Here is a 23,158-nt window from a genome sequence, read left to right on the forward strand (position 1 = left end):
CGGGGCCCGCGGCCCAGGTCGCTCAAGTCGCCCGCGCGGGCCGGTCCTTGCCCGGCTCGGCCGGCGCCTCGACGGGTCCGCGGAGTCCGGCCACGGCCTCGCGCGGAGCCATGCCCGACGCCCAGTGGTCCGCCACGTCCTCCTCCACGAAGGGCAGCTCTCCCGCGAGCACCTTCTGCGCGCGGGCCGTGTCCAGCGTGCCCGCGAGTCCGCCGAGGCCCGCCCCACGACGATCGCCTCGTGGCCCCATCTCAGGTCGACGGCGTTCCATGCCACCGGCGGACGAGAGGCGGGGGCGGGCGCGCGACGGCGTGAAGTCGCCGCGCGCCGGCGCTCAGAGCGAGGCCCGCTCCACCGGGATCCACAGCTCCGCGTCGGCCCGCGCCGCGTCGGGCGAGAGCCTGGTCCGCAGGATCTCGGGGCCCGGACGGCTCCGGTACGGGTTGGACGGGAACCACTGGGTGAACACGTCCCGCCACAGATGCTGCAGCGCCTGCGGGAAGGGCCCGGAGTTCTCGAACACCGCCCATGTTCCGGCCGGGACGACGAGCTCGTCCATGTCCTCGGGGGCGGCTGCTCGCGTCACCGCTCCGTGGAAGTAGTCGAGTTCGGTGCCCTCGGCACGACTGGCGTCGAGATTGTCGCTGATCGCGACGATCCCCCTCGGCTCCTGGTCGGACAGGCTCTCGATCCGGTCGAGCGTCTCCTTTCCCAGGCCCCGGATGAATTCGGCGATCGCCGGGTTCATCCCCTCGTGCACGAGCGGGACCCGGGCCTTCCTCCCGACCACCCGGAACTCCTCCTTCTCCATCACTCGGTATCGCATGCTGCTGCTCCCTTCGACGACGAGGCGGAAGGACATCCGGGGCTGCGACCGCAGGCTCGCGCCGGTCCGCCGGGCCTCACCGGGACCGACGCCGTGCAGGGCGCGGAACGCCCGTGCGAACGCCTCTCCGGAGCCGTAGCCGTAGCGCACCGCGATCTCCAGCAGTGTCCGCTCGTCGGCCAGCACCTCGGCACCGGCCACGGTCAGCCGCCGTCGTCGGATGTACTCCGACAGCGGCATGCCCGCGAGCGCCGAGAAGAGCCGCCGCAGGTGGTACTCCGACGTCACCGCGACCCGTGCGAGGTCCGCCACCTCGATCGGCTGATCGAGATGGCGTTCGACGTGCTCCATGGCCTGGTTGAGCCGCTCCAGCACCCCGGCCTCCTTCCTTTCGACCACCACGCTAGGAAGCGGCCACGCCACCCCACCCGACATCCTGTGCCCGCTCCGGTCGGGTGGGTGACCACGCACCGCACCGCGCGCCGACGCTCCGCCGAGTCGGTGACCGCACACCGCCGAGGGTTCCAGCGGGCTGCGCTACATCCTCAACCCGCCCGGTACGACCGCCCGGATCCACCAGCACCTGGACATCGGCCAGGGCGAGGTGGACTGGGACGCGTTCTTCGGCACCCTGCGCGAGCCGGACTTCGACGGGGTGGCCACCGCTCTCGGTACGGGCCGGCAGATTGCCGAGACACAGGTGCGGGGCGGTCCACCGCCCCGCACCCCCGCGCCGTCGTCAGCTGTCGCCGCCCTCCAGGTCGCCCTCCGTCTCCAGGTACACCTGGCGCAGCGCCTCCAGCACCGCCGGGTCGGGCTTCTCCCACATGCCGCGCGACTCCGCCTCCAGGAGCCGCTCGGCGATGCCGTGCAGGGCCCAGGGGTTGGCCTGCTGGAGGAACTCTCGGTTGGTCTCGTCCAGGACGTAGGTCTCGGTGAGCTTGTCGTACATCCAGTCGGCGATCACACCCGTGGTGGCGTCGTAGCCGAACAGGTAGTCGACGGTGGCGGCGAGTTCGAAGGCACCCTTGTAGCCGTGGCGGCGCATCGCCTCGATCCACTTGGGGTTGACGACGCGGGCCCGGAAGACCCGGGACGTCTCCTCCACCAGGGTGCGGGTGCGGACCGTCTCCGGGCGGGTGGAATCGCCGATGTACGCCTCGGGGGCCGTGCCGCGCAGCGCGCGGACCGTGGCCACCATGCCTCCGTGGTACTGGAAGTAGTCGTCGGAGTCGGCGATGTCGTGCTCGCGGGTGTCCGTGTTCTTCGCGGCCACCTCGATCCGCTTGTACGCCGTCTCCATCTCCTCGCGGGCCGGGCGCCCGTCCAGCTCCCGGCCGTAGGCGTAGCCGCCCCAGACCGTGTAGACCTCGGCGAGGTCGGCGTCGGTGCGCCAGTCCCGGGAGTCGATGAGCTGGAGCAGTCCGGCGCCGTACGTGCCGGGGCGGGAGCCGAAGATCCGGGTGGTGGCCCGGCGTTCGTCCCCGTGGGCCGCCAGGTCGGCCTGGACGTGGGCCCGGACGTGGTTGACCTCGGCCGGCTCGTCGAGCGACGCGGCCAGCCGTACGGCGTCGTCCAGCAGCCCGATGGTGTGCGGGAACGCGTCTCGGAAGAAGCCCGAGATGCGCAGGGTGACATCGACCCGGGGGCGGCCCAACTCCTCGGCCGGGACGGCCTCCAGTCCGGTCACCCGGCGCGAGGCATCGTCCCAGACCGGGCGGACGCCGAGCAGGGCGAGGGCCTCGGCCACGTCGTCGCCGGCCGTGCGCATGGCGCTGGTGCCCCACAGGGAGAGACCGACGGAGGTGGGCCATTCGCCGTTGTCGGCGCGGTAGCGCTCCAGCAGGGAGTCGGCGAGGGCCTGGCCGGTCTCCCACGCGAGGCGGGAGGGGACGGCCTTGGGGTCGACGGAGTAGAAGTTCCGGCCGGTCGGCAGGACGTTGACCAGGCCGCGGAGCGGGGAGCCCGAGGGGCCGGCCGGGACGAAGCCGCCGTTCAGGGCGTGCACGGTGTGGTGGAGTTCGGCGGTGGTGGCCCGCAGCCGCGGGACGACCTCGCGGGCGGCGAACTCCAGGATGGCCGTGACCTGTTCACCGTGCTCGTCCGGTACGGAGTCCGGGTCCCAGCCCAGCTCCTCCATCCGCTCGACCAGGGCGCGGGCCTTCGCCTCCGCCTCGTCGGCGGTGGTGCGGGTCGCGGCGGACTCGTCGAGGCCGAGTGCCTCGCGCAGGCCGGGCAGAGCCTGGGTGCCGCCCCAGATCTGGCGGGCACGCAGGATGGCGAGGACCAGGTTGACGCGGTCGGCACCGCCCGGCGGGGTGCCGAGGACGTGCAGGCCGTCGCGGATCTGGGCGTCCTTGACCTCGCACAGCCAGCCGTCGACGTGCAGCAGGAAGTCGTCGAAGCCGTCGTCCTCGGGGCGGTCGTTCAGGCCCAGGTCGTGGTCGAGCTTGGCGGCCTGGATGAGGGTCCAGATCTGGGCGCGGATCGCGGGGAGCTTCGCCGGGTCCATGGAGGAGATCTGGGCGTACTCGTCGAGGAGTTGCTCCAGGCGCGCGATGTCGCCGTAGGAGTCGGCGCGGGCCATCGGCGGCACGAGGTGGTCGACGAGCGTGGCGTGGACGCGGCGCTTTGCCTGGGTGCCCTCGCCCGGGTCGTTGACCAGGAAGGGGTAGACCAGGGGCAGGTCGCCCAGCGCGGCGTCCGGGCCGCAGGCCGCCGAGAGGCCCGCGTTCTTGCCGGGCAGCCACTCCAGGTTGCCGTGCTTGCCGAGGTGGATCATCGCGTCGGCGCCGAAGCCACCGTCGTCGGCGCGGGCCGCGATCCAGCGGTAGGCGGCGAGGTAGTGGTGCGAGGGCGGGAGGTCCGGGTCGTGGTAGATCGCGATCGGGTTCTCGCCGAAGCCGCGCGGCGGCTGGATGAGGATCAGCAGATTGCCGAAGCGCAGCGCCGCGAGGACGATGTCGCCCTCCGGGTTGGCGCTGCGGTCGACGAACATCTCGCCGGGCGCCGGCCCCCAGTGCTCCTCGACGGCCGTGCGCAGTTCCTGGGGGAGTTCGGCGTACCAGCGGCGGTAGTCGGCGGCCGGGATACGGACCGGGTTGCGGGCCAACTGCTCCTCGGTCAGCCAGTCCTGGTCGTGGCCGCCCGCCTCGATCAGCGCGCGGATCAGCTCGTCGCCGTCGCCGGAGGCCAGGCCCGGCACCTCGGCGTCGGTCCCGAAGTCGTAGCCCTCCTCGCGCAGTCGGCGCAGCAGGGCGACGGCGCTGGCGGGTGTGTCGAGGCCGACCGCGTTGCCGATGCGGGAGTGCTTGGTCGGGTAGGCGGAGAGGACGAGCGCGAGGCGCTTGTCGGCGTTGGCGATGTGGCGCAGGCGCGCGTGGCGTACGGCGATCCCGGCGACGCGGGCGGCGCGCTCGGGGTCGGCGACGTAGGCCGGGAGGCCGTCCTCGTCGATCTCCTTGAAGGAGAACGGGACGGTGATCAGGCGGCCGTCGAACTCGGGGACGGCGATCTGGCTGGCCGCGTCGAGCGGGGAGACGCCCTCGTCGTTCTCCTCCCAGACGGACCGCGAACCGGTCAGGCACAGGGCCTGGAGGATCGGCACGTCGAGGCCGGTCAGGGCGCCCGCGTCCCAGGACTCGTCGTCGCCGCCGGCCGAGGCCTCGGCGGGCTTGGTGCCGCCCGCGGCGAGGACGGTGGTCACGATGGCGTCGGCGGCGCGGAGTTCCTCGATCAGCTCGGGTTCCGGGGCCCGCAGCGACGCCACGTAGAGCGGGAGCGCCCGGGCGCCCTTGTCCTCGATCGCCCCGCACAGGGCGTCCACGAAGGCGGTGTTGCCGCTCATGTGGTGGGCGCGGTAGTAGAGCACGGCGACGGTCGGGCCGTCGGCGGTGGCGCGGGCGGTGCGCTCCAGCGGGCCCCAGGAGGGCGCGGGCGCGGGCGCGTCGAAGCCGTGGCCGGTGAGCAGGACCGTGTCGGAGAGGAAGCGGGCCAACTGCTCCAGGTTGGCGGGGCCGCCGTGCGCGAGATAGGCGTGGGCCTCCGCGGCGATGCCGACGGGGACGGTGGAGGCGGCCATCAGCTGGGCGTCGGGGGCCTGTTCACCGGTGAGGACGACGACCGGGCGACCGTCGGCGAGCAGCAGGTCGAGGCCGTCCTGCCAGGCACGGATGCCACCGAGCAGGCGTACGACGACCAGGTCGGTGCCGTCGAGGAGCGCGGGGAGGTCCTCCAGCGCGAGGCGGGAGGGGTTGGCGAAGCGGTAGGGGACCGGGCCGGCGGCCGCGCGGGCGCTGAGCAGGTCGGTGTCGGAGGTCGACAGGAGCAGGATGCGGGGCTGCGCGGAGCGCTCCCCGGACGATGGCTGCATGCGGCTGCTGGCCTTCCTCGGGGTCCGCGCCCCGGGCGGTGTCGGTTCGAAGTCTCCCCGGCCCGGGCGGACCGAGCGGTACGGGGAAGGGAGTTCCTGACTCGCCCGACCCTCCTGGGACGGGCTCACAGTGGCGGGACCGCGCCGGACTCACACCGGGCTTCCTCCCCTAGGGAATGTGACGGCAGACCCTAGCGCCGTGGGTGGCGTCGATGGATCGGATGATCCACCGATCAGCATAGTAAGGGTCGCCTCAAAAGGGCGGAGGATACGTCCGTTGTGCCGGTGGGTATGCTCGCCGCCATGTCCACGCCTCCCCTGCGTTCATCGTCCCAGGCCACAGCGGTCACACGGGACCGCGGCGACGCCTGCCCGGGGACGCTGCGGCTGCATACGGCGGACGACGGGGCGCTGGCCCGGGTCCGGGTGCCCGGCGGTGTGCTGGGCGTCCGCCAGGCGGAGGCGCTCGCGGAGGCGTCGCGACGGCTCGGCGACGGTGATCTTCACCTCACTTCCCGCGGCAACGTCCAGTTGCGTGGGCTGGCCGACGGCTGCGGGGGCGAGCTGGCCGAGTCGCTGGACGCGGCCGGACTGTTGCCGTCCGCCGGGCACGAACGCGTGCGCAACATCGTCGCCTCGCCCCTGTCCGGTCTCGACGGACGCGGTCTGCGCGACGTACGGCCCTGGCTGTCCGCCCTCGACACCGCGTTGTGCGCGAGCGAGGCGGCGCGGGGGTTGTCGGGCCGGTTCCTGTTCGCGCTCGACGACGGGCGCGGCGATGTGACCGCGCTGGACGCCGATGTGACCGTCCGGGCGGCCGAGGACGGTGGCGCGCTGCTGAGCCTGGGGACGGCCGGGGAGAGCCTGGCGCTTCCCGGCGAGGACGCGGCCCGTGCCGCGCTGACCGCCGCCGAGACTTTCCTGGAGGCGGCGCGGGAGAGCGGGGCCCGGGTCTGGCGTGTGACCGAACTCCCCTTCCAGGACGGGCTGCTCGAGCAGGTCCGGGACCGGCTGACCGCCGTCGGCGTCGACTCCGTGGGCCGGGTGCGAGACGAGAGCGGGACGACGACCGCAGCCGAGGGCGGCCCGGTCCCGGGCACCGTCGGCGACGCCCTCTGCGTGCACGCCCCCCTCGGTCGTCTCACACCTCCCCAGTGGCGGGAGTTGAGCGCCCTCGCGGCCGCGACACCGTCCCGTGAACTGCGGCTGACGCCGTGGCGCGGCGTCGTCGTACCCGTACCGGGCCTGAGCGAGGAGCAGGCGGCCGACGCGCTCGGCCGGCTCTCGGTCACCGGCCTCGTCACCGATCCGGCCTCCCCCTGGCTACGTGTCGGGGCCTGCATCGGACGGCCCGGCTGCGCGAAGTCCCTGGCGGACGTACGGGCGGACGCCACCGAGAGCCTGACGGCGGCAGGACGCGCGGGGCTCCCCCTGTACTGGTCCGGCTGTGAGCGCCGCTGCGGCCACCCCCGAGGCGAACGGATCGACGTGGTGGCGGTGGAGGGCGGCGGCTACGAGCTCTCCCGCACCGTCCCCGGCCGAAGCCCGCGCACCGCCCCCATGGCGGACCCGTCCCGACTCGCCGCCGCCCTGGGGGAGATCACCCCCTAGACCACCGAGAAGCCGCACGACACGGACCCGATGGCGCACACAACCCGCACAACGCGCACGAACCGCACGACCCGCACGAACGACCCCCGTACGCCGACCGAGAGCAGCGAGAAGACCACCGTGACCACCTACGACTACGAGAAGGACGGCCCGGCGATCTACCGCCAGTCCTTCGCCACCATCCGCGCGGAGGCGGACCTCGCGGCCCTGCCCGCCGACGTCAGCCAGGTCGCGGTCCGGATGATCCACGCCTGCGGAATGGTCGACCTCGTACGGGACTTGGCGTACACGCCCGACGTGGTGACCCGCGCCCGTGAGGCCCTGCGTGCCGGGGCGCCCATCTTCACCGACGTGCGGATGGTGGCCAGCGGGGTGACCCGCAAGCGGCTGCCCGCCGACAACGACGTGCTGTGCACGCTCTCCGACCCGGCGGTCCCCGAGCTGGCGGCGAAGCTGGGCACCACGCGCAGCGCCGCCGCGCTGGAGCTGTGGCGGGACCGGCTGGAGGGCTCGGTCGTGGCCGTCGGCAACGCGCCCACCGCGCTGTTCCGGCTGCTGGAGATGATCGACGAGGGCGCGCCCCGGCCCGCCGCCGTCATCGGGGTGCCCGTCGGGTTCGTCGGCGCGGCCGAGTCCAAGGACGCGCTGGCGGAGCATCCCTCGGGCCTGGAGCACCTCGTCGTGCGCGGCCGTCGTGGCGGCAGCGCCATCGCCGCCGCCGCGCTCAACGCGATCGCGAGTGAGGAAGAGTGAGCGGCAAGCTGTACGGGGTGGGGCTCGGCCCCGGTGACCCGTCCCTGATGACCGTCCGGGCCGTCGAGGTCATCTCCGAGGCGGACGTGATCGCGTATCACTGCGCCCGGCACGGCCGTTCCATCGCCCGCTCGATCGCCGCGAAGCACCTGCGCGACGACCACATCGAGGAACGGCTGATGTATCCGCTGACGACGGAGACCACCGATCACCCGGGCGGCTACAAGGGCGCGATGGAGGACTTCTACGAGGAGGCGTCGGCCCGCCTGGCCGCACATCTCGACGCCGGGCGCACGGTCGCGGTCCTCGCCGAGGGCGACCCGATGTTCTACGGCTCCTACATGCACATGCACAAGCGGCTCGTGGACCGCTACGACACCGAGGTCGTCCCCGGTGTCACGTCCGTGTCGGCTGCCGCGGCCCGCCTGGGCACCCCGCTCGTCGAGGGCGAGGAGGTGCTGACGATCCTGCCGGGCACCCTGCCCGAGGAGGAGCTGACCGCACGGCTCGCCGCGACCGACGTGGCAGTGGTGATGAAGCTGGGCCGGACCTTCACCAAGGTACGGAGCGCGCTGGAGAGTTCGGGGCGGCTCGCCGAGGCCCGCTATGTCGAGCGGGCGACCATGTCCGGGGAGCGCATCGGCGAACTGGCGGACGTGGACCCGGAGTCGGTGCCGTACTTCTCGGTGGCCGTGCTGCCCAGCCAGGTCGACGTCGAGCGGCCCGAGGCCCGGGAGCGGGGCGAGGTCGTGGTGGTCGGGACCGGTCCGGCCGGTCCGCTGTGGCTGACGCCCGAGACGCGGGGCGCGCTCGCCGCCGCCGACGACCTCGTCGGTTACACCACCTATCTGGACCGGGTGCCGCGCAGGGCGGGCCAGGTGCGGCACGGCTCGGACAACCGGGTCGAGTCGGAGCGCGCCGAGTTCGCCCTCGACCTGGCCCGGCGCGGGCGGCGGGTCGCGGTCGTCTCCGGCGGTGACCCGGGGGTCTTCGCCATGGCGACGGCCGTGCTGGAGGTCGCCTCGCAGGAGGAGTACGCGGACGTGCCGGTGCGGGTGCTGCCGGGGGTGACCGCCGCGAACGCGGCCGCCGCCCGCGCGGGCGCCCCGCTCGGCCACGACTACGCCACGATCTCCCTGTCCGACCGGCTCAAGCCGTGGGAGGTCATCGCCGAGCGGTTGCGCGCGGCGGCCTCGGCGGACCTGGTGCTCGCCCTCTACAACCCCGGTTCGCACAGCCGTACCTGGCAGGTGGGCAAGGCGCGCGAGCTGCTGCTGGAGCACCGGGCGCCGGACACCCCGGTCGTCGTCGCCCGCGACGTGGGCGGCACCGGCGAGCGGGTGCGGATCGTACGGCTGGCGGAGCTGGACCCGGCCGAGGTCGACATGCGCACGATCCTGCTGGTCGGCTCCTCGCAGACCCGGGCGGTCCGGCGCGGGGACGGCGAGGAGATCGTCTGGACGCCGCGCCGGTATCCGGAGGGATGAGCGGGCCGGGGCGCTGCCGCGAGCGGCGGCGGCCGGGTGGGCCGGCGCGGAGACACACGCGTGTCCGCGGGTCCCGGGGCCGACGGGTACGCGGCCGCGCCCAGACCCGCCAGTCCTGGAGGCGCCGCACGGTGACGCGTGTGTCGGCCCGGCGGGGTCAGCGGCCGTCGGGGCGCTCTTCGGCCCGCCCGGCTCGGCGGGCGTCGAGGAGCCCGTGGACCCAATGCGCCGCCGTCTTCGGATCCGGCACCACGGGCACGTCCTCCGGCACGGGCGGTCGGCGCACCACGACCACGGGCAGCCCCGCCTCCCTCGCGGCCGTGAGCTTCGGCGCGGTCGCCGCTCCCCCGCTGTCCTTCGTGACTACGACATCGACGTGGTGGCGGCCGAGCAGGTCCCGCTCCCCCGCGAGGGTGAACGGGCCCCGGTCGAGCAGCACCTCCATCCGGGCCGGGTGCGGGGCCTCGGGCGCGTCCACGGACCGTACGAGGAACCACAGGTCGTCCAGGTCGGCGAACGCGGCCAGGCCCATGCGCCCGGTGGTGAGGAACACCCGCCGCCCGAGCGTGGGCAGCAGCCGCGCGGCCTCCGCCAGCGAGCCGACGTCGTGCCAATCGTCGCCGGCGGTCGGCACCCAGCCGGGCCGGCGCAGCGCGAGCAGGGGAACATGGGTCATGGCGGCCGCCCGTGCCGCGTGGAAACTCATGGTCCCGGCGAAAGGATGGGTGGCGTCGATGAACGCGTCCACCCCGTGCTCACGCAGCCAGGCGGCCAGCCCCTCGGCCCCGCCGAAGCCGCCGACGCGGACCTCGCCCGGGGGCAGCCGGGGGCTGGCGACGCGTCCGGCGAGGGAGCTGGTCAGCCGGACGCCTGGGGTGGTGTGCAGCAGTTCGGCCAGGCGGCGGGCCTCCGTGGTCCCGCCGAGTATCAGTACGTGCATGGGAGTCCGGGTCCGTTCATGAGCGGTGACGAAGTACGGGATGCCGGTGGGACCGGCGACGGGGCGCGGGGCGGTCGCGCGGCCCAACTCAAGCACACCGGTCTGCGGCACGGCTGGACGACCGGTGCCTGTGCGACGGCGGCCACGACGGCCGCGTACACCGCGCTGCTGACCGGCGACTTCCCGGACCCGGTGACCATCACCCTGCCGAAGGGCCAGACCCCGGCGTTCGCACTCGCGGCCGAGGAGCTGACCGGCGACAGTGCGATGGCGGGGATCGTGAAGGACGCGGGCGACGACCCGGACGTCACGCACGGCGCGCTGGTCCGGGCCACGGTGCGTCCGCTGCCCGCCGGGTCCGGCGTGGTCTTCCGGGCGGGCCCCGGGGTCGGCACGATCACCCGTCCGGGTCTGCCCCTGCCCGTCGGGGAACCGGCCGTGAACCCGGTGCCCCGGCAGATGATGCGGGACCACGTCGCCGAGGTCGCGGCCCGGCACGGGGGCAGCGGCGACGTCGAGATCACGGTCTCCGTGGACAACGGCGAGGAGATCGCCCGGTCCACCTGGAACCCCCGTCTCGGCATCCTCGGCGGCCTGTCCATCCTCGGCACCACCGGGATCGTCGTGCCGTACTCCTGCTCGGCGTGGATCGACTCCATCCGGCGGGGCGTGGACGTGGCGCGGGCCGCCGGGCGCAGGCATGTCGCCGGGTGCACGGGGTCCACGTCGGAGCGGACGGTCGTCGCCGAGTACGCGCTGCCGGAGGACGCGCTGCTGGACATGGGCGACTTCGCGGGGGCGGTCCTGAAGTACGTGCGCCGTCACCCGGTGGACCGGCTGACCATCTGCGGCGGGTTCGCCAAGCTCTCCAAGCTCGCCGCCGGGCATCTCGATCTGCACTCCGCCCGCTCCCAGGTCGACAAGGGGTTCCTCGCGGACCTCGCGCGGCGGGGCGGCGCGGACGAGGCGCTGGCCGCGGAGGTGGCCGGGGCCAACACCGGGCTGGCCGCGCTGCAGTTGTGCGCGGCGGCCAGGGTACCACTGGGCGACCTGGTCGCGACGGCGGCGCGTGAGGAGGCGCTTTCCGTCCTGCGGGGGGCGCCGGTCGCGGTCGACGTCATCTGCGTCGACCGCGCAGGGACGGTCGTGGGGCGTAGTGGGGTGCGCTGAGGGAAGGGCGCGTTGTCGGCTGCGGGCCCGGTGGGGCTTCCCGCACAGTTCCCTGCGTCCCTGAAAAGCCGGGGCTGCGCCCCAGCCTTTTCAGGCCCGCAGGGCCTGATCTTCTAGGGGCGCGGGGAACTGCGCGGGAATCCCCACCGGGTCGCACCCGACGACGCACCCCACCCGCCCCCTCTCCTCAGCACTCATGCCGGTCCCGCCCCGGCGAGTACAGGTGGCTGTCCCGGAACTGCGAAGCCCCCAGCGTCCGCCCGACCATGATCACAGCCGTGCGCAGCACACCCGCCTCCTTCACCCGCCCGGCGATCTCGTCCAGCGTGCCCCGGATGATCACCTCTTCGGGCCGCGAGGCATACGCGACGACCGCCGCGGGACAGTCCGCGCCGTAGTGCGGCAACAGCTCCTCGACGACACGGTCCACGTACCGCGCGGCCAGGTGCAGCACGATCAGCGCCCCGCTGCGCCCGAGCGTGGCGAGGTCCTCGCCGTCCGGCATGGCCGTGGCACGCTGCGCGATCCGCGTGAGGATGACGGTCTGACCGACCGTCGGCACGGTCAGCTCGCGCTTCAGGGAGGCCGCCGCCGCGGCGAACGCGGGGACCCCCGGCACCACCTCGTACGGCACACCGGCCGCGTCCAGCCGCCGCATCTGCTCGGCGACCGCACTGAACACGGAGGGGTCCCCGGAGTGCAGCCGGGCCACGTCGTGGCCCTCCTCGTGCGCACGGACCAGTTCGGCGGTGATCTGGTCGAGGTCGAGCCGGGCGGTGTCCACGAGCCGCGCGTCCGGCGGGCATTCGGCCAGCAGTTCACGGGGGACGAGGCTGCCGGCGTACAGACAGACCTGGCAGTCGGCCAGCCGGCGCGCGCCGCGGACCGTGATCAGGTCGGCGGCCCCAGGGCCGGCGCCGATGAAGTACACGGTCATCTGTCTGCCTCCGAAGCGGTGTGGACGGTGTCGCGAGGATCGAGGGGGGCGAAGGGTTTGCGTACCGCCCACTGGGTCACCGGCATGGCCTGCCGCCACCCGGTGAAACCGCCGACGGGCACGGCCTGCGCCACCGCGAGCCGTACCAACTCCCCGCCGCGGCGGCGGTGGGCGTCGGCGAGCAGCGCCTCGGACTCCAGGGTCACGGTGTTGGCGACCAGCCGCCCCCCGGCGGGCAGCGCGGCCCAGCAGGCGTCGAGGAGACCGGGCGCGGTGAGGCCGCCGCCGATGAACACGGCGTCCGGCGGCGGCAGTTGGGCCAGGGCGGCGGGCGCGGCACCGGTGGCGACCCGCAGTGCGGGCACGCCGAGCCGGTCGGCGTTGCGGGTGATGCGTGCGGCCCGTACGGGGTCGCGTTCGACGGTGACGGCCCGGCAGGAGGGGTGGGTGCGCATCCACTCGATCGCTATCGAGCCGGATCCGCCTCCGACGTCCCAGAGCAGTTCACCGGGGGCCGGGGCGAGCGCGGCCAGCGTGGCGGCGCGCACATACCGTTTGGTGAGCTGTCCGTCGTGCTCGTACGCCTCGTCCGGCAGGCCGGGGACGGCACCGAGCCGGAGGCCGTCGGGGCTCTGACGGCATTCGACGGCGACGAGGTTGAGGGGGTCGCCGGGCGGATGCGCGCGTACCACCCAGTCGTCGGCGGTGCTCACCTCGCCCGTCCGTTCCTTCTCTCCGCCGAGCTGCTCCAGGACGCGTATCCGGCTGGGGCCGAAGCCGCGGTCCCGCAGCAGGGCGGCGACGTCGGCGGGCGTCCCGGCGTCCGCGCTCAGCACCAGCAGCCGGCGTCGGTCGTGCAGGGCGGCGGCGAGCCGAGCCGTGGGCCGCCCGACGAGCGTGACGACCTCGACGTCCTCCAAGGGCCAGCCGAGGCGGGCCGCCGCGTACGAGACGGAGGAGGGGTGCGGAAGGACGCGCAGCCGGTCACCGGCCTCCTCGGCGAGGGCGCGGCCGATGCCGTAGAACATGGGGTCCCCGCTGGCCAGGACGGCGATGCGGCGGCCGGTGTGTGCGGCGAGCAGGGCGGGGACGGCGGGACGCAGGGGCGAGGGCCAGGCGATCCGCTCGCCCGCGCACTCCGGGGGCAGCAGGTCGAGCTGGCGTGGACCCCCGATCAGGACCTCGGCATCGCGCAGGGCGGCCCGGGAGGCGTCCGGGATGCCTCGCCAGCCGTCGGCGCCGAGCCCGACGACGGTGACGGCGTACGGCGGTCCTGGTCGTGCGGGGGTCACTGCGGGGTACCTCGACGGTTCGTGGGCGGCTCTCGGGGACGACAGAGGCGCACTCTACTGGGCGGTGACCTGCGCGCCTCTGCCCGGGGGTTCGTCGGACGCGCCCGTGGGGCCGGGCTCCTCACGTGACCGGAGGGCACGGGCCCCCACGGCGGGCGAGGAGCAGTGCCACGTCGTCGTTGCGCTCGCGGTCCAGGGCGCCGAGGAGCATGTCGCAGGTCTGCTCCAGAGGGAGTCCGGCGTCGTCCAGCAGTCCGAGCAGACGCTGCAGCCCAGCCCCGACGGGCGTCACGCGGCTCTCCACCAGACCGTCCGTGAACAGGACGAGCAACGCCCCCTCGGCGAGCTCCCGCTCCTCTACGGTGAACGGCACACCGCCGACTCCGAGCGGCACCCCGCCGGCGACGTCGAGGAGCTCGGCTCTCCCTCCCGGGTCGACCAGGACCGGCGGCAGGTGGCCGGCGCGGGAGAGTTCGCACCGCCCGTGCCGGGGGTCGCAGACGACGTAGAGGCAGGTGGCCAGGGTGTCGGGGTCGCCGAGGGAGGTGGCGAGGCCGTCGAGGTGGTGCAGCAGCTCGGCCGGCGGCAGGTCGAGCCGGGCGAGCGCGCGGGTGGCCGTACGGAGCTGGCCCATGATCGCCGCCGCGTGCACGCCCTTGCCCATCACGTCGCCGACGACGAGGCCCACCTTGCCGTCCTTGAGCGGCAGCACGTCGAACCAGTCCCCGCCCACCTCGCTGACGGCGGGCACATAGCGGGAGGCGACCTCGATGCCGCCGTGCTGCGGCGGCTCCTGGGACAGCAGGCTGCGCTGGAGGGTGAGCGCGATGTCGCGTTCGCGTCCGTACAGGCGCGCGTTGTCGATGCAGATGGCGGCGCGCGTGGCCAGCTCGGTGGCGAGGGTGAGGTCCTGGTCGTCGAAGGGCCGGGGCCCGGCGGTGCGGTACAGGCTGAGCGTGCCCAGGACCTCGCCGCGCGCCATCAGCGGGGCCACCAGACAGGAGTGGACACCGGCTCGCCGCAACACCTGCGCCGCGTCCTCGTCCCGGGCGATACGCCGGATCGCCGCGTCGTCCACGCGCTCCAGCAGGATCGGCCGCGCCTCGCGTACGCACTGGGTGACCAGCCGGGTGGGGCCGTAGTGAGCGGGCTCCCCGACCGGGTCCGGGGCCTCGGTCGCGTCGGTGGGAGGGTTCGCCTTGAGGGCGAGCGCCCAGAAGTCGAGGGAGCCGTCCGTGCGCGGTGCGGCCGTGCCGCCGGGGTTGACCACGGAGTCCAGTACGTCGACGGTCGCGAGGTCGGCGAGCTGGGGAACGGCCACCTCGGTGAGTTCCTGTGCCGTCCGGCACAGGTCGAGCGTGGTGCCGATGCGGACGCCGGCGTCGGCGATCACCGCCAGGCGCTCGCGGGCCTTCGCCACCTCGGTCGTCGCCCGCTGCCGCTCGGAGATGTCGATGATCGCCATCGCCAGACCCAGGACCCGCCCGTTGGCGTCCTGGATGCGGTGGTACGACTCCGAGTAGGCGTGCTCCTCGCCGTCGGCGGCCGTCCGGCCCACCGTCTGCTGGTCCAGCAGCGGCTCGCCGGTGCGCAGGACCCGCCGCATCCGTGACTCGATGGCCTCCACGTCGAGGGCGGGCAGCACCTCGCCGACGCGGCGGCCCAGCACGGCCTTCTCGGGGACGCCGTTGATGCGTTCCAGTGACGGGTTGACCCGCACCCACCGCAGATCGGTGTCGAAGACCGCGATGCCGACGGGCGACTGGCTGACCAGGATGTGGGAGAGGGCCAGGTCCCGCTCCACGTCGCGAACGGTGTCGGCATCGGTGCCCAGGCCGAGGGCGTGGATGTCGCCCCGGGCGTCGCGCAGCTGCATGGTGCGGAACTCCACCCGCCGGGTGGAGCCGTCCTTGTGCCGCACCGGGAAGACACCGGCCCAGCGCGCGCCGGTGCGCACGCGGTCGAACAGGTCGTGCGCCAGGGACCGGTGCTCGGGGTCCACCAGCAGAGCGCCCGCGTCCTGTCCCAGCGCTTCCTCGGCGCTGAAGCCGAGCAGGGACTCGGCTTCGGGACTCCACAGCACGATCCGGCCGTCACTGCCGAGGACGAGGGCCGCCACCCGCAGCACATCCAGCAGCCCACCCGGCGCGGCGGTGACGGGTTCCTGCCCACCGCTCCCGCTCCGGGTTTCTTCCTCAGGCATACCGGGGCTCCTTCCGGCGGCAGCACAGGGTGCGCTCACCCCGTCCGCCGGGCTCCCTGTCAGTCATACCTCCCGGAACGGGAGACCGCACGCCCGCACGGACACGCCGGAACCGTCCCCCACGGCAGCCGGCGCCCGTGAACCGCCGTCCGCAGCGACCACGGCCGCGGGCCGGCCATATCGACGGCCACGGACCCTCCGCCGGGGTGGCGCCGGGCAGCGACTGTTCCGTCGCGGGGGGGGGCGGCCGCCGGTCCCCGTTCTCAGGCCGACCGCCACCACCCGCCCCCTCAGGCCGGCCGCCAACGCATCCGCTTTCAGGCCACCACGGACGCCCCTCCCGTCGTCAGGCCAGCCCTCGCCTATCCGTTGTCGGGCCGGTCGTCCTCCGGTTTCTTCTCCTGGGCTTCCTTCTCCTGGGCTTCCTTCTTCTCAGGGACTTCGCAGGTGATCTCGTCGCGCGGGGTGTAGTGGGTGCGGAAGGGCTCCCGCTTCACTTCCTTGCCGGCGTCGTAGAAGACCCGCTCGACGGTGACGTCGAACCCTTCGAGCGGCGTCTGCGGCACGCACTTCTCGTCGGTGCTGACCTTCTTGGCCGGCGGCTTCACGTCGGTCCGGGGGCCCTTCACCGACTTGATCTCGTCGTACTTCCGGGTGCCGAGGAACGTGACGGTCACCGAGGTGTCGGTGGACTCGGCCTGGATGTAGAGGGCCTTGCCGGAGTCGTTGGTGAACCTGAGGTCGAGGCTTCCCCAGGCGACCGTCGCCTCGCGGCCCTCCGGGTAGCGCTCGATGTAGAAGGAGTGGGCGCCGTACTCCACCGGCTCGACCCCCGCGAAGAACATCGCGTTGAACATGGTCGTGGCCACGGCGGAGACACCGCCGCCGGCTGCCTTCCTGAACTGGTCGTCGAGGATCATGACGCCCTCGACGAAGCCGTTGGCCTCGGTGCGCTGCCCCACGGTGCGGTTGAAGCTCCAGGTCTCGTCGGGTCTGACGAGGGAGCCGTTGATGAGTTCGGCGGCCCGGCCGATGTTCTTCGTGCGGTACGGGGCCTTCTCGAAGTTCACGGTGAAGGACGACATCTTCTCCGTCAGGCCCAGCCGCGCCGCGTTCTCCCGGGTCACGTCCGGCTGGATCCGCCGTACGGCCACTTCCCCGGTACGGGCCGCGCCCGTCTCGGTGAGCAGCGGCAGCACGGCGCCGCTCAGCGCCTGGTCGGTGACCTCTGCGCCGGGCCGGGCGTCCTTCGCCGCCACGACCCGGTCACCGTCCAGCCCCAGTACGGCGTTCTCTGCCGTGGCGGTGACGCCGGCCAGGGGGCCCGCCACGGGCGGGGCGGAGCGCAGGCCCTTGCCGTCGAGCTTCGGGACCAGCTTGCCGGAGTCGTCCGGCCGCATCGTCAGGTGCCGGCCCACGACGGCGGGGGCGACCGTGAACCGGCTGCCGCCCGCGGTGAGGGTGACGGGCGCCGACATGGCCGGCCGCGCGAACTCGCGCACCGCCCGCCGCACCTCCGCCGCCTCCACCTTCGGCTCGGTCACACGTGCGGGCAGTGCCGTGGGCGGGTCCGCCGCGCCGACCGGGTCCGCCGCGCCGCGCAGGAACGAGGTCCGCAGGGTGCCGACCGCATCGTCCACGTCCAGTGCGTAGCCCCGGTGCGGAGCGACCTGCTCGACCCGGCCGTCCTCGAAGGTCACGGCCCCGTCGCGGGCCCGCTGGTCGAGGGTCCTCGCCAGCTTCCCGAGAGCGGCGCGGGCCTTGCTCTCGTCCACGCGTACGACCGGCTCGATGTCGCCGCCCGTACGGAAGAGACCGCCGATCAGGCCGACCGGGTCGCCGGCGGTGCGCGCCGCCCGGTCGACGGTCCGCTCGACGTCGAAGGCGAGTCCGGCCTGCCGGGGGTCGAGGGTCGCGCCGCGGTCGCCGACCTTCACGGGCAGCTGCCGCGAGCCGGCCGCCGTGAGACGGTCGTCCAGCTTGCGGATGGCTTCCGTGCGGCTGAGCCCCCCGATGTCCACGCCGCTCACGGTCGTACCCGCCTCGATCTCACCCCCCATGACGAGCAGGCCGGCCAGATACAGGCCGCCGACACCGACAGTCAGCGCACCGCCCGCCAGGGCGAGGGGCGGTACGGAGGCTATTCGAGGGCGCATGGGGCGCATGGGTCTCCCGGGCCGGGGATCTGAGGGCGGCGGGCGGTGGGCTCGGCGGCACACCGCCGCGGACGGGGCAAGCACCTCAAGCTACCCATAACGTGCGATCGGATCATATGTCGCAGATCACGCGCACCTTTCCTGGACCCGGCCCGGGCCACCCACCCTCCGTCGCAACGAAGACACATCACGGAGCGATAAACACCCTCGCACTGATTGTCACTGCTTCGAGGTAAGCATCTCGTCCGTCCGGTGGCTGCTGCCGATCCGGGAGCTAGGTTTTTCGCAGGTGAACGGATTCGCCGTGATCCGTCCCGTTCGTTGCCCGCCCCTCCCTGTCTCCCGGTCGGCGCACCCGTGTGCGCCGGACGACCCGTCGCGCAAGGAGAAAGCCCCCGATGTCCGTCGACAGCGTCCCGGAAGCTCGGACCCCACCCGACGCGCCACGGCAGTCCCTGAGCACCGCCGCCGCCCGCAATCTCGCCACCACCACCAAGTCCGCTCCGCAGATGCAGGAGATCACCTCCCGCTGGTTGCTGCGGATGCTGCCCTGGGTGGAGGCCGCAGGCGGCACCTACCGGGTCAACCGACGGCTGCGCCACACCCTCGGCGACGGGCGCGTCGAGTTCGTCCAGGAGGGCGCCACGGTCCGGGTGATCCCCCGGGAACTCGGCGAGCTGGCCCTTCTGCGCGGATTCGACGACACGGACGTCCTCACCGCACTCGCCGACCGCTGCGCACAGCGCGACTTCGCGGCGGGCGAAGTCCTCGCCGAGCGCGGCAGCCCCGCAGACGGGATCCAGCTGATCGCCCACGGCCGGATCAGCCGGACCTCCGAGGGCAGGTACGGCGAAGAGGTCGCCGTCGAGGTGCTCGCGGACGGCGACCACTTCGGCGAGAAGGCGCTGACGGACTCCGATGTCCGCCACGACAGCACGTTCACCGCCGAGACCGCGGGCACCCTCCTCACCCTCTCCCGTGCCGACTTCGCCGCCGTCCAGGACTCCGCGCCCCACCTCCGGACCCACGTCGACACGTTCGGCTCCCGCGCGCGACGGCGGCAGAACAAGCACGGTGAGGCCGAGATCGCGATGTCGGCCGGTCACGTCGGCGAGGCGGACCTGCCGGGCACCTTCGTCGACTACGAACTGGAGCCGCGCGAGTACGAACTCTCCGTCGCACAGACGATTTTGCGCATCCACACCCGGGTCGGTGACCTCTACAACGGTCCGATGAACCAGAGCGAGGAGCAACTCAGGCTCACTGTCGAGGCACTGAGGGAACGTCAGGAACACGAGCTGATCAACAACCGTGAGTTCGGGCTGCTCCACAACGCCGACTTCAAGCAGCGCGTCCAGCCCCGCTCCGGCCCGCCGACGCCGGACGACATGGACAACCTGCTCTGCCGACGGCGCGGCACCAAACTGTTCCTCGCCCACCCCAGGACGATCGCCGCCATCGGGCGCGGCCTGAACGCCTGCGGTCTGCACCCCGACCACGTCGACCTCGGCGGGCAGTCCGTGCCCGCCTGGCGCGGAGTGCCCATCCTGCCCTGCGGCAAGATCCCGATCAGCAAGGAGCAGACGAGCTCCATCATCGCGATGCGCACGGGTGAGAAGAACCAGGGCGTCATCGGCCTGCGGCAGACCGGGCTCCCGGACGAGTACGAAGAGGGCCTCTCCGTGCGGTTCATGGGCATCAACGAACAGGCGATCATCTCCTACCTCGTCAGCACCTACTTCTCCGCCGCGGTGCTGCTGCCCGACGCCCTCGGCGTGCTGGAGAACGTCCAGATCGCGGCCGGGCCGCGCTGAGTCCGGTTCCACGCCGGTCCACGCCCGTCCGCGGTTCTACGCCCACCCCGCCCGCGTCCGGCCGCCGTACGCCCCCATACGCCCGCACGCCCATACGCCCATCACCCGCATGCCCTCGCGCCCATACGCCCGCAAGTCGGAGCACCCACCCCACCGCAGCAAGGAGCCACCGATGCCCGACTCCGGGCCCCTCGGATCATCACCCCCTGAGCAGCGGCCGTCACCGCCCACAGCTGTGCCGGACGCCCCCGTCCCGGTGGTCACGGACCCTCCGGTCGCACCGACCCCCTCCGGCTTTCTGGCATCACTGCACCCGCCGGTCACGCTTCCCTCCCCGCCACCGCCGACGCCAGTGTCTCCGCCCTCCCCGGCTCCGGCGCCCGCCGGCGCCGTACCGGAGGTGCCTGCCACGACGGCGGCCGACCCCGGCTCCGCCCTCCGGGCGGTCCTACGGGGGCCGACCGGGCCGGGCACGGCCTCGCTCGCCGTGGCCGGACGGTACGGCCCGCCACTCCCGCATCCGCAGCCCCCGGCACCCGCTCCGTCCGCCGAGGGGCGCGCGGTCCCCGGCCTCTACCACCACCCCGTCCCGGAGCCCGATCCCGCACGCGTCGAGGAGGTGAGCCGCCGGATCAAGCGCTGGGCCGAGGACGAGGTCCAGCTCTATCCCGAGGAGTGGGAGGGGCAGTTCGACGGTTTCTCCGTCGGCCGTTACATGGTCGGCTGCCACCCGGACGCCCCCACCGTCGACCACCTGATGCTCGCCACGCGGCTGATGGTCGCGGAGAACGCGGTGGACGACTGCTACTGCGAGGACCACGGCGGGTCGCCCGTCGGTCTCGGCGGGCGCCTCCTCCTCGCGCACACCGCGCTCGACCACTTCCACACCACCGCGGAGTACGCGCCGGCGTGGCAGGAATCCCTCGCCTCGGACGCCCCACGCCGGGCGTACGACAGCGCGATGGACTACTTCGTCCGCGCTGCCACGCCCTCCCAGGCCGACCGCTACCGGCACGACATGGCCCGGCTGCACATGGGCTACCTCGCCGAGGCCGCCTGGGCGCAGACCGGTCACGTTCCGGAGGTGTGGGAGTACCTGGCGATGCGCCAGTTCAACAACTTCCGCCCCTGCCCCACGATCACCGACTCCGTCGGCGGCTACGAACTGCCCGCGGACCTGCACGCCCGGCCGGACATGCAACGGGTCATCGCCCTGGCCGGCAACGCGACCACCATCGTCAACGACCTCTACTCGTACACCAAGGAACTCGACAGCCCGGGCCATCACCTGAACCTGCCGGTGGTGCTGGCGGAACGCGAGCGGCTCTCCGAGCGAGACGCCTATCTGAAGGCCGTCGAGGTCCACAACGAACTCCAGCACGCCTTCGAGGCCGCCGCGGCGGAACTCGCGCAGGCCTGCCCCGTGCCGACCGTGCTGCGTTTCCTCAAAGGCGTGGCCGCCTGGGTCGACGGAAACCACGACTGGCACCGCACCAATACCTACCGCTACAGCCTGCCCGATTTCTGGTAATGAGAAGAACGGATATGTCTATGACCACTGAAACGACCTCCACCCCTTCCTCCGCCACCGTCACCACCACGGCCACCGCGAAGATCCCGGCCCCGGCGACCCCGTACCAGGAGGACATCGCCCGTTACTGGAACAACGAGGCGCGCCCCGTCAACCTCCGACTCGGTGACGTGGACGGCCTTTACCACCACCACTACGGCATCGGCGCCGTCGACCATGCCGCGCTCGGGGACCCGGCGGACAGCGAGTACGAGAAGAAGCTCATCGCGGAGCTGCACCGACTGGAGTCGGCCCAGGCGGAGTTCCTCATGGACCACCTCGGCACCGTCGGCCCCGAAGACACCCTCGTCGACGCCGGCTGCGGGCGCGGCGGGTCCATGGTCATGGCCCACCGTCGCTTCGGCAGCAAGGTCGAGGGCGTCACGCTGTCGGCCACCCAGGCCGAATTCGGCAACAGGCGCGCGCGGGAACTGCGTATCGAGGACCACGTCCGCTCCCGCGTGTGCAACATGCTGGACACGCCGTTCGAGAAGGGCAGCATCGCGGCCTCGTGGAACAACGAGTCGACCATGTACGTCGACCTCCACGATCTGTTCGCCGAGCACTCCCGCATCCTGAGGCCGGGCGGGCGGTACGTGACCATCACCGGCTGCTGGAACCCCCGTTACGGCCAGCCGTCGAAGTGGGTCTCGCAGATCAACGCCCACTTCGAGTGCAACATCCACTCCCGCCGTGAGTACCTGCGCGCCATGTCCGACAACCGGCTGGTACCGCACACGATCATCGACCTCACCCCGCAGACGCTGCCCTACTGGGAGCTGCGGGCCACGTCCTCCCTGGTCACGGGGATCGAGGAGGCGTTCATCGAGTCCTACCGGGACGGCTCCTTCCAATACGTCCTGATCGCCGCCGACCGCGTATGACCCACCCTCGCGGGGCCGAACCCGTTTTCCCTACGGACGGCCCCGCGATAGTCATCGCCGCGGCCCCGCCGATGTCGCAGAGCGCGCCACAAGCAGCGCAACAGCCGCAGCACACGGGCCTGACCGCCACCGGCCCCGCGTAGCGCTCCCACGGTCGACAACGTCCTGACCCGCAACAACCAGGTCCTGTCCGGGCGATCATGTACGGAACGAGATGATCAGGGCTGCCGCGGAACTGTCACCGCACCGGACCGTGGCCGTGCTGCGCCTTCCCGCACAGGACGCCTGCAGCGACGCCCGCCGCCGCTACGCCGACGACGTACGTGCTCTCCTTCAGCCCTGGCACGCCCTGGAGGCCCACCGCCCGCTGGGCTTCAGGATGCGGCCGCGGATCGGTCGGGATCCGCGTGCCAGAATGGAGAAGTCCGTTCTCCGTCCCGGTTTCTTCGAGGTTCCGCCGTGTCCCAGCCCGTCGGCCGTGTGCCCCAGCGACGTAACGCACGGTCCAACCGGGCGCGCATCCTGGCCACCGCGCGTCAGGAGCTGGGGCGGAATCCCGACATCACCCTGGAGGAGCTGGCCCGCGCCTCCGGTGTCGTACGGCGCACCCTGTTCGGGCACTTCCCCGGACGGGCGGCGCTGCTCGAGGCTCTGGCCGACGAGGCCTCGGAGGCGCTTCAGGCCGCCGTTGCGGTCGGGGCGGGGGCGACGGAACCGGCCGATCGGGCGCTCGCACACTTCACGTTGTCGCTGTGGCCCGTGGGCGATCGCTATCGGATGCTCCTGGCGCTGGCTCGACGGGACCTCGGCATGGACCGTGTCGCCGGGATCCTGGAGCCCGCCCGGGTCAGGGTCACGGCCATCGTGGAGCGGGGACAGCGGGACGGCGTCTTCCACTCCCACCTGCCGGCGCCGGTGCTGAGCGCCGGCCTGGAGGCGATGACGGTCGCCCTCCTGGAAGAAGTCAACGCCGGGGCGCTGGAGGAGGACGGCACCCGGGTTGCCGTCACCACGCTCATCGCGGCCGGTGTGCCGGAGAAGCGTGCGCGGATCGTCGTCGACGAAGTGGCCGCCGCCGAGGGCTGAGGCCGCACACACAGTTCGACGCGACCCCGGCGCAAACGCGCCGGTGGCGGTCCTCGG

16 protein-coding genes, 1 pseudogene and 1 riboswitch are annotated in these 23,158 nt (G+C 73.0%); of the genes and pseudogenes, 9 read left to right on the forward strand and 8 right to left on the reverse strand.

The genetic code is table 11. The annotated features are described in order from the left end of the window. Positions 1-22: 22 nt before the first annotated feature. Both P8T65_RS04870 and P8T65_RS04875 read right to left on the reverse strand, forming a co-directional pair. Entirely contained in the window at positions 23-250 is a 228-nt protein-coding gene (locus P8T65_RS04870; protein ID WP_316724159.1) for a hypothetical protein, read from the reverse strand. 84 nt (positions 251-334) lie between these two features. Further along, positions 335-1,201 (reverse strand): AraC family transcriptional regulator, encoded by an 867-nt coding sequence (locus P8T65_RS04875; protein WP_316731478.1) that lies wholly within the window; start codon positions 1,199-1,201, stop codon positions 335-337. A 142-nt stretch (positions 1,202-1,343) separates the two neighbouring features. On the opposite strand from P8T65_RS04875, the pseudogene P8T65_RS04880 reads away from it, so the two are divergent. After that, a pseudogene (locus P8T65_RS04880) lies at positions 1,344-1,493 on the forward strand (sugar phosphate isomerase/epimerase); the annotation flags it as partial. A gap of 72 nt (positions 1,494-1,565) precedes the next feature. Here the strand turns inward: P8T65_RS04880 and cobN are convergent. Continuing rightward, positions 1,566-5,198, reverse strand: coding sequence for a cobaltochelatase subunit CobN (gene cobN, locus P8T65_RS04885; protein WP_316724160.1), 3,633 nt, complete (start codon positions 5,196-5,198; stop codon positions 1,566-1,568). A 69-nt stretch (positions 5,199-5,267) separates the two neighbouring features. Continuing rightward, positions 5,268-5,409: riboswitch (cobalamin riboswitch) on the reverse strand. 80 nt (positions 5,410-5,489) lie between these two features. Between cobN and cobG the strand changes: the two genes are divergently transcribed. The 3 genes from cobG to P8T65_RS04900 all read left to right on the forward strand — a co-directional run bounded on the left by cobG (position 5,490) and on the right by P8T65_RS04900 (position 9,049). Then, on the forward strand, positions 5,490-6,809 hold the full coding sequence (cobG, locus tag P8T65_RS04890) for a precorrin-3B synthase (RefSeq protein WP_399102973.1): 1,320 nt from the start codon (positions 5,490-5,492) through the stop codon (positions 6,807-6,809). Between the two features lie 120 nt (positions 6,810-6,929). Then, positions 6,930-7,562: a precorrin-8X methylmutase gene (locus P8T65_RS04895; protein ID WP_230222843.1), complete on the forward strand. Its 633-nt coding sequence runs from the start codon at positions 6,930-6,932 to the stop codon at positions 7,560-7,562. Continuing rightward, positions 7,559-9,049: a precorrin-2 C(20)-methyltransferase gene (locus P8T65_RS04900; protein WP_316724162.1), complete on the forward strand. Its 1,491-nt coding sequence runs from the start codon at positions 7,559-7,561 to the stop codon at positions 9,047-9,049. Before P8T65_RS04895 ends, P8T65_RS04900 begins: the two co-directional genes overlap by 4 nt. Before the next feature lie 157 nt (positions 9,050-9,206). On the opposite strand, the gene P8T65_RS04905 is transcribed toward P8T65_RS04900, so the two are convergent. After that, positions 9,207-9,989, reverse strand: a complete 783-nt coding sequence (locus tag P8T65_RS04905) for a cobalt-precorrin-6A reductase (protein ID WP_316724163.1) — start codon at positions 9,987-9,989, stop codon at positions 9,207-9,209. An 18-nt stretch (positions 9,990-10,007) separates the two neighbouring features. Here P8T65_RS04905 and P8T65_RS04910 point away from each other — a divergent pair, with 18 nt between their 5' ends. Next, positions 10,008-11,159, forward strand: coding sequence for a cobalt-precorrin-5B (C(1))-methyltransferase (locus tag P8T65_RS04910; RefSeq protein WP_316724164.1), 1,152 nt, complete (start codon positions 10,008-10,010; stop codon positions 11,157-11,159). A 187-nt stretch (positions 11,160-11,346) separates the two neighbouring features. Here the strand turns inward: P8T65_RS04910 and cobM are convergent, their stop codons facing one another. The 4 genes from cobM to P8T65_RS04930 all read right to left on the reverse strand — a co-directional run bounded on the left by cobM (position 11,347) and on the right by P8T65_RS04930 (position 17,747). Continuing rightward, a complete protein-coding gene (gene cobM, locus P8T65_RS04915) occupies positions 11,347-12,096 on the reverse strand; it encodes a precorrin-4 C(11)-methyltransferase (RefSeq protein WP_316724165.1) in 750 nt (249 codons plus the stop codon). Beyond that, on the reverse strand, positions 12,093-13,388 hold the full coding sequence (cbiE, locus tag P8T65_RS04920) for a precorrin-6y C5,15-methyltransferase (decarboxylating) subunit CbiE (protein ID WP_316724166.1): 1,296 nt from the start codon (positions 13,386-13,388) through the stop codon (positions 12,093-12,095). Before cbiE ends, cobM begins: the two co-directional genes overlap by 4 nt. A 121-nt stretch (positions 13,389-13,509) precedes the next feature. Next, the gene (locus tag P8T65_RS04925; RefSeq protein WP_316724167.1) at positions 13,510-15,591 is read right to left on the reverse strand and encodes a SpoIIE family protein phosphatase; all 2,082 of its coding nucleotides are present in this window, start codon (positions 15,589-15,591) and stop codon (positions 13,510-13,512) included. A gap of 362 nt (positions 15,592-15,953) precedes the next feature. Then, positions 15,954-17,747, reverse strand: a complete 1,794-nt coding sequence (locus P8T65_RS04930; RefSeq protein ID WP_316731479.1) for a VanW family protein — start codon at positions 17,745-17,747, stop codon at positions 15,954-15,956. A gap of 398 nt (positions 17,748-18,145) precedes the next feature. Between P8T65_RS04930 and P8T65_RS04935 the strand changes: the two genes are divergently transcribed. The 4 genes from P8T65_RS04935 to P8T65_RS04950 all read left to right on the forward strand — a co-directional run bounded on the left by P8T65_RS04935 (position 18,146) and on the right by P8T65_RS04950 (position 23,101). Further along, positions 18,146-19,561, forward strand: coding sequence for a family 2B encapsulin nanocompartment shell protein (locus P8T65_RS04935; protein ID WP_316724168.1), 1,416 nt, complete (start codon positions 18,146-18,148; stop codon positions 19,559-19,561). Positions 19,562-19,733: 172 nt separating this feature from the next. Continuing rightward, entirely contained in the window at positions 19,734-21,092 is a 1,359-nt protein-coding gene (locus tag P8T65_RS04940) for a family 2 encapsulin nanocompartment cargo protein terpene cyclase (protein ID WP_316724169.1), read from the forward strand. Between the two features lie 20 nt (positions 21,093-21,112). After that, entirely contained in the window at positions 21,113-22,015 is a 903-nt protein-coding gene (locus P8T65_RS04945; RefSeq protein WP_316724170.1) for a geranyl diphosphate 2-C-methyltransferase, read from the forward strand. Between the two features lie 459 nt (positions 22,016-22,474). Continuing rightward, the gene (locus P8T65_RS04950; RefSeq protein WP_316724171.1) at positions 22,475-23,101 is read left to right on the forward strand and encodes a helix-turn-helix domain-containing protein; all 627 of its coding nucleotides are present in this window, start codon (positions 22,475-22,477) and stop codon (positions 23,099-23,101) included. The last annotated feature ends 57 nt before the right edge of the window (positions 23,102-23,158 follow it).

The sequence above is a fragment of the Streptomyces sp. 11x1 genome (assembly GCF_032598905.1).
GTDB lineage: Bacteria > Actinomycetota > Actinomycetes > Streptomycetales > Streptomycetaceae > Streptomyces.

What these genes read in the sequence shown, in the direction of transcription:
- P8T65_RS04925 (WP_316724167.1), bottom strand. Translation starts at nt 15,591, where the DNA reads ATGCCTGAGGAAGAAACCCGGAGCGGGAGCGGTGGGCAGGAACCCGTC.
- P8T65_RS04935 (WP_316724168.1), top strand. Translation starts at nt 18,146, where the DNA reads ATGTCCGTCGACAGCGTCCCGGAAGCTCGGACCCCACCCGACGCGCCA.
- P8T65_RS04870 (WP_316724159.1), bottom strand. Translation starts at nt 250, where the DNA reads ATGGGGCCACGAGGCGATCGTCGTGGGGCGGGCCTCGGCGGACTCGCG.
- cobN (WP_316724160.1), bottom strand. Translation starts at nt 5,198, where the DNA reads ATGCAGCCATCGTCCGGGGAGCGCTCCGCGCAGCCCCGCATCCTGCTC.
- P8T65_RS04940 (WP_316724169.1), top strand. Translation starts at nt 19,734, where the DNA reads ATGCCCGACTCCGGGCCCCTCGGATCATCACCCCCTGAGCAGCGGCCG.
- cobG (WP_399102973.1), top strand. Translation starts at nt 5,490, where the DNA reads ATGCTCGCCGCCATGTCCACGCCTCCCCTGCGTTCATCGTCCCAGGCC.
- P8T65_RS04930 (WP_316731479.1), bottom strand. Translation starts at nt 17,747, where the DNA reads ATGCGCCCTCGAATAGCCTCCGTACCGCCCCTCGCCCTGGCGGGCGGT.
- cobM (WP_316724165.1), bottom strand. Translation starts at nt 12,096, where the DNA reads ATGACCGTGTACTTCATCGGCGCCGGCCCTGGGGCCGCCGACCTGATC.
- P8T65_RS04945 (WP_316724170.1), top strand. Translation starts at nt 21,113, where the DNA reads ATGACCACTGAAACGACCTCCACCCCTTCCTCCGCCACCGTCACCACC.
- P8T65_RS04910 (WP_316724164.1), top strand. Translation starts at nt 10,008, where the DNA reads ATGAGCGGTGACGAAGTACGGGATGCCGGTGGGACCGGCGACGGGGCG.
- P8T65_RS04905 (WP_316724163.1), bottom strand. Translation starts at nt 9,989, where the DNA reads ATGCACGTACTGATACTCGGCGGGACCACGGAGGCCCGCCGCCTGGCC.